Source organism: Mesorhizobium sp. M1A.F.Ca.IN.022.07.1.1, from assembly GCF_003997575.1.
GTDB lineage: Bacteria > Pseudomonadota > Alphaproteobacteria > Rhizobiales > Rhizobiaceae > Mesorhizobium.
On the sequence record NZ_RZST01000361.1, the window covers coordinates 1 to 5,666 of the forward strand.

General features: G+C 65.3%; 5 protein-coding genes. 2 read left to right on the forward strand and 3 right to left on the reverse strand.

Annotated features, from left to right (window positions below; genetic code table 11):
* Positions 1–263: 263 nt before the first annotated feature.
* Entirely contained in the window at positions 264–1,400 is a 1,137-nt protein-coding gene (locus EOA75_RS27740) for a patatin-like phospholipase family protein (protein WP_127325657.1), read from the reverse strand.
* Between the two features lie 201 nt (positions 1,401–1,601).
* Positions 1,602–2,687: a citrate synthase/methylcitrate synthase gene (locus EOA75_RS27745; RefSeq protein WP_127325658.1), complete on the reverse strand. Its 1,086-nt coding sequence runs from the start codon at positions 2,685–2,687 to the stop codon at positions 1,602–1,604.
* A 93-nt stretch (positions 2,688–2,780) separates the two neighbouring features.
* On the opposite strand from EOA75_RS27745, the gene EOA75_RS27750 reads away from it, so the two are divergent.
* Positions 2,781–3,932: a citrate/2-methylcitrate synthase gene (locus EOA75_RS27750; RefSeq protein WP_127325659.1), complete on the forward strand. Its 1,152-nt coding sequence runs from the start codon at positions 2,781–2,783 to the stop codon at positions 3,930–3,932.
* 3 nt (positions 3,933–3,935) lie between these two features.
* On the opposite strand, the gene phaR is transcribed toward EOA75_RS27750, so the two are convergent.
* Positions 3,936–4,529, reverse strand: coding sequence for a polyhydroxyalkanoate synthesis repressor PhaR (phaR, locus tag EOA75_RS27755; protein ID WP_095799787.1), 594 nt, complete (start codon positions 4,527–4,529; stop codon positions 3,936–3,938).
* Between the two features lie 300 nt (positions 4,530–4,829).
* On the opposite strand from phaR, the gene EOA75_RS27760 reads away from it, so the two are divergent.
* The coding region (locus EOA75_RS27760) for an acetyl-CoA C-acyltransferase (RefSeq protein ID WP_127325660.1) at positions 4,830–5,666 on the forward strand (837 nt) is incomplete at its 3' end.

Sequence of the window (5,666 nt, forward strand, 5' to 3'; positions counted from 1 at the left end):
TCTCGGCTTCATGCTTTTCGGTCAGCGTCAGCAGCCGCTTCAGCCGGTCCTTGCGCACTGCGAGGCCAGGAAAGGGGTCCTTCTCGAAGGCCCTGCACTGCGCCTCAAACTTGACCCCGAGAGAGTTCTGTCTGGTCTGCAGCATCGCTACCTCCCGTTTACGTCGAGGTAAACTACTCGCGCGACGGGGGTGAATCCAGCACATCGCCGGTTCCGCTGGGGAAACTTCAGCGCCTGCTGAAACGTGCGACAGGGTTGGGCAACTAGGCTCGCCGGCGCGCTGACTCTGGCTTGAGGCGCGCGGCGAGGAATTCCTTGACCCGCCGGCCCGGCGCCGGGCCGCGCATCGGCTTGAAGTTGAAGCCGTCGTCGAGCTCGCCCGAAAGGTCGAGCGTCGCTCGGCTGCCGACCGCGTCGTAATTCTCCTCCAGCCAGTCGCTGGCCGCACTGCGGCCAAGGTCCCGCAGATAGGCGAGGAAGGCCCATTCGGCGTTGACCTTGGACGAGGCCGACAGATCCTTGAAAGCCTCGTCGGCATCGATGCGGTGCATGCGGATGTCGCGGTATTCGCCATGCGGCAGGCGTCCCGCCGCGATCAGTTCCTTGACGAAGGCGATCGAGCGGAATTCGCGCAGCAGCCCGGCATTGAAGGTGATCTCGTCGATGCGGTTCTGGATCTCGTTGGCACTCTTCGGCGTGCCTTCGCGCACCACCGGGTTGATCTGCACGAGCAGCACGTCCTCGGTCGCCGCAGTCTTGAAGAACGGATAGAGCGCCGGATTGCCGCCATAGCCGCCATCCCAATAGGGCACGCCCTTGATCTCGACGGCACGGAACAATTGCGGCAGGCAGGCCGACGCCATCACCGTGTCGAGGTCGATCTCGCCATCCGAGAAGACGCGCAGCTGCCCGGTCTCGACATTGGTCGCCGAAATGAAGAGCTCCATCGACTTGCAGGCGTGCACATTGCCGAAGTCGATCTCCTTCTTGACCACATCGCGCAGCGGGTTGAGGCCGAGCGGATTGGCGACGTAAGGCGAGAAGACCCGCGACATGGTGTCGAAGAAGAAATAGCCGGGCGTGTTCTCGATCGACCAGTTCCCCCAGACGACGTCCCACGGCATGCGTTGCACCGGGCTGAACCGCCCCTTCGAGGCCACAGCACGCCAGAAATCGTCGAGCTTCTTGCGCGCGCCCTCGACGCCGCCGCGTACGAAGCCGTCGGCCAGCGCCACCGCGTTCATCGCGCCGGCGCTGGTGCCTGACACGGCAGCGATCTCAAGCCGCCCGTCTTCGAGCAGACGATCGAGCACGCCCCAGGAGAAGGCTCCGTGCGAGCCGCCGCCCTGAAGCGCGATGTTGATCTTCTTCTTGTCCCCCGCCTTGCCGTTCTTCGCCATGGCGTTCCTTGTCTCGATGTGCCGGCCTGCCCCTGCGTCATTGGAGCAGGACCGCTGCCGTCAGCCTATGTTGCAGCGCAGCATATAAGGACGGACCAAGGCAAGAACACGAGCACACAAGCGTGATCGGGTGAAATTTCGCTCATGAAAAAACTGTCCGCTGCCGGACGCGGAGTATTGCATTAGGGTTTGCTCGCGGCGTCAGGCGACGAGATCGGGCACCGGCCCGACATAGCGCGACTGCGGCCGGATCAGGCGTCCGGTCGCCTGCTGCTCGCGCGCATGCGCAATCCAGCCGGCGACGCGGCCGGCGGCAAAGACGTTGGAGAACGCCTCCTTCGGGAAGCCCGCGGCTTCGAGCAGGAGCGCGGTATAGAATTCGACATTGGTCTGGATCGAGCGTTGCGGCTTGAGGACCTTGAGCACGTCGAGTGCCGCCTGTTCCACCGTCTCGGCGAAGGCCAGCCGGCTGCCGGTCTCATAACGTGTGCCCAGCCGCCGCACGACGGCTTTCAGCACGTCGGCACGTGGGTCGCGCACGCGGTAGATGCGATGGCCGAAGCCCATGATGCGCTCGCCGCGCGCGATCTCGTTTCGCAGCCAGGCGGCCGCGTCGCCGCTCGCCTCGATCGCGTCGAGCATCTCGATCACCGGCCCCGGCGCGCCGCCATGCAGCGGGCCTTTGAGCGCGCCGAGCCCGGCCAGGATCGCCGAGGTCAAGCCCGCCTGCGTCGACGCCACCACCCGCGTTGCGAAGGTCGAGGCATTGAGCCCATGGTCGCAGACCGTCACCAGATACGTATCGAGCGCCTTGGCAAGCGCCGGCGAGGCCGTACCGGAGAGCATTCGCAGCATGTCGGTCGCATGATCGGCGCGTGCGTCCGGAGGAACAGGCTTCTCGCCGCGTCCGAGCCGCAGCAGGGCCGGGGTTAGCGCCGCCGGCGCCGCGATCAGCCGGAGCGCGTCGGCGAGCGAGTCGCCGTCGGGCAGCAGGGCGATGCCGGCGCGCATGCCGCTGTAGACATCGAGCGCTGGAAGTTCAGCGAGCATCGGCTGCAGCCGTTCGAAAACCTCGACACGCGCATTGCCGATCGCCTTCTCCAGCTCGCTGTCGCCGGGAAGCTCGTCGAAGAACCCGTCGAACAACAGACGGACCACCTGGCCGTAGCGCCAGTGCCCGGCGAGTTCCGTCAACGAATGGCCTCGGATGGTGAGATGGCCGCCCGCGCCGTCGACATCGGAAAGAACCGTCTCCGCCGCCACAACATCATCGAGCCCATTTGCCATGACTGTCTCCTTGACCCTTTGTGCACTGCAGTTAATGCTCTACAATCAACGCATCAATCTTGATCAACTGAATCAATATGAGGCGGTGCGGACTTGTCCGAATGGCTGACGCGGGAGGAAGCGCTGGCGCGGCTCAAGGTCCGGCCGCAGACGCTTTACGCCTATGTCAGCCGCGGCCGCATCGGCATGCGGCCCGACGGGGCCGATCCGCGCCGCAGCCAGTATCGAGCCGACGACATAGCCGCGCTCGCCACCCGCCGGGCGCGCGGGCGCAGCCCCCAGGCGATCGCCGAAAGCGCCATCGCCTGGGGCGAGCCAGCGATCACCACCGCCATCTCGACCGTGCTGCATGGCCGCCTGGTCTATCGTGGCAAGGATGCCGTTGCACTTGCCGCGACAGCGACGCTGGACGAGGCAGCAAGCCTGCTTTGGGCATCCGGCAGCGCAATCTCCTTCGCGTCGCTGACCGCTTCGATCGTTCGCGAGAGCGGCACCCCGACGGCCTTTGCAAGATTGTCGGCGCTTGCCGCGGCAGGCCGGCCTTCGCTCGGCCGCAGGCCGGGCATGCTGCAGCAGGATGGCGCCAGCGCCACCAGCGTGCTCGCAACGTCACTCGGTGCAAGCCCGGGGGCGGAGCCGGTACATGAAAGGCTGGCGCGCGGCTGGTCGGTCGACGCTGCCGGTGCCGATCTCATCCGCAGGGCGCTGGTGCTTTTGGCCGATCACGAGCTCAACGCCTCGACCTTCGCCGCACGCGTCGCCGCTTCGACCGGCGCGCCGATCGCGGCCTGCCTGCTTGCCGGGCTTGCCACCCTTACCGGCCCGCGTCATGGCGGCGCCGGCGCCGCGGCCATCGCGCTGGTCGAGGATGCCGAGCGGCTCGGGCCGGACGAGACGATCGCGCGCTGGCTGGCCCACGACCGGCCGCTGCCCGGCTTCGGCCATCAGCTCTATCCCGAAGGCGATCCGCGCGCCGAGGCTCTGCTGCCCGACCTCGACATCGCTGACGATCTGCTTCATCTGCGCGACGCCGTCCTTGCCGCGACCGGCATGCGCCCGAATGTCGACTTCGCGCTGGCCGCGCTGACGCGCAGCCTCAATCTCCCCGCCGACGCGCCCTTTCGCCTGTTCGCGCTCGGTCGCAGCATCGGCTGGACGGCGCATGCCATCGAGCAGGTGACGAGCAACAGGCCGATCAGGCCGCGAGCCCGCTATGACGGCCCTGCAGGAACACCTGACGGCTAGCCGTCACGACATGGTGTCGAGCTTGCGCTGCATGGCGGCGATCTGCGCCTTCAATTCCTGCAGGTCGTCGGATTTCTCGTCCTTCTTCGGCGGCTCGGCGGGCGCCGCGGAATTGGGGCCGCCGGACGGGAACGGCGTGAACATGCGCATCGCGTTCTGAAACATCTCGACGTTGCGCCGCGTCTGTTCCTCCAGCGCCTTCATCGGCGTCTTCATCATGTCGATCGGTGCCTTGCCGAAGGCGCCCTTCAGCTGCTCGCGGAAACGCTCCTGCTCCTTGGAGAAGGCGATCATCGACTGTTCGAGGAAGCTCGGCACGATCATCTGCATCTGGTCGCCGTAGAAGGAGATCAGCTGGCGCAGAAACGGGATCGGCAGCATGTTCTGCCCGTCCTTGTTCTCCAGCTCGAAGATGATCTGGGTCAGCACCGGATGCGTGATGTCGTCGCCGGTCTTGGCGTCCTGCACGGTGAATTCTTCGCCCTTCTTGACCATCTCGGCCAGATCTTCGAGCGTCACATAGGTGCTGGTGCCGGTGTTGTAGAGCCGGCGGTTGGCGTACTTCTTGATGACGATCGGGTCGTCTTTTGCGGCCATCCGTATCCTCCCCAGGATACCGGCGCGTTCACAGTAAGCGGCCGGTAACGATTGCGCCATTTGTCGAGGATATGCGCAAAAGCGTCACAATTCCAAGCGGTTTGTGCAGTGCGGCATCAATTAATGCCGAAAGGGCGGGCCAAATTGTGCTGCAGCGCGATGGCTACGCCGTCACGATAAGCGCTCGACTTGCTTGCCGCGCATGGCGGCCATGCCGATTTCCGGTTTGACTCAGGTGCTTGAACGGGCAAGAAAGTCTCCAAGGATAGCCTAACGACACCTCGAAGCCTGGAGAAGAAAATGTCCGCTTCCAATTCAATCGTCGTCGCCAGCGCAGCCCGCACAGCAGTCGGCTCCTTCAACGGCAGTTTCGCCACCACCCCCGCGCACGAGCTCGGCGCGGTCGTCATCAAGGAATTGCTCGCGCGTGCCAAGGTCGACCCGGCGGAGGTGGACGAAGTCATCCTCGGTCAGGTGCTGACCGCCGCTCAGGGCCAGAACCCGGCCCGCCAGGCTTCCATCAATGCCGGTCTGCCCAAGGAGACGACTGCTTGGGGCCTCAACCAGGTTTGCGGCTCGGGCTTGAGGGCCATTGCGCTCGGCATGCAGCAGATCGCCACCGGCGACGCCAAGGTGATCGTCGCCGGCGGCCAGGAATCGATGTCGCTGTCGCCGCACGCCCAGCACCTGCGCGCCGGCGTCAAGATGGGCGACTACAAGATGATCGATACCATGATCAAGGACGGCCTATGGGATGCCTTCAACGGCTACCATATGGGCAACACCGCCGAGAACGTCGCTCGTCAGTTCCAGATCACCCGCGAAGTCCAGGACGAGTTCGCGCTGGCCTCGCAAAACAAGGCCGAGGCGGCGCAGAAGGCCGGTAAGTTCAAGGACGAGATCGTCGCCGTCACCATCAAGGGCAAGAAGGGCGACACCATCGTCGACCAGGACGAATATATCCGCCACGGCGCTACGCTGGATGCCATGACCAAGCTGAAGCCGGCCTTCGACAAGGACGGCACCGTCACCGCCGCCAATGCTTCGGGCATCAATGACGGAGCCGCCGGCGCGCTGCTGATGAGCGAGGCCGAGGCTGCCAGGCGCGGCATCACCCCACTGGTCCGCATCGCCTCC

Bases quoted from the DNA above. Each gene is read 5' to 3' on its own strand.
- EOA75_RS27740 (WP_127325657.1), bottom strand. From the start codon at position 1,400: ATGGCGAAGAACGGCAAGGCGGGGGACAAGAAGAAGATCAACATCGCG.
- EOA75_RS27745 (WP_127325658.1), bottom strand. From the start codon at position 2,687: ATGGCAAATGGGCTCGATGATGTTGTGGCGGCGGAGACGGTTCTTTCC.
- phaR (WP_095799787.1), bottom strand. From the start codon at position 4,529: ATGGCCGCAAAAGACGACCCGATCGTCATCAAGAAGTACGCCAACCGC.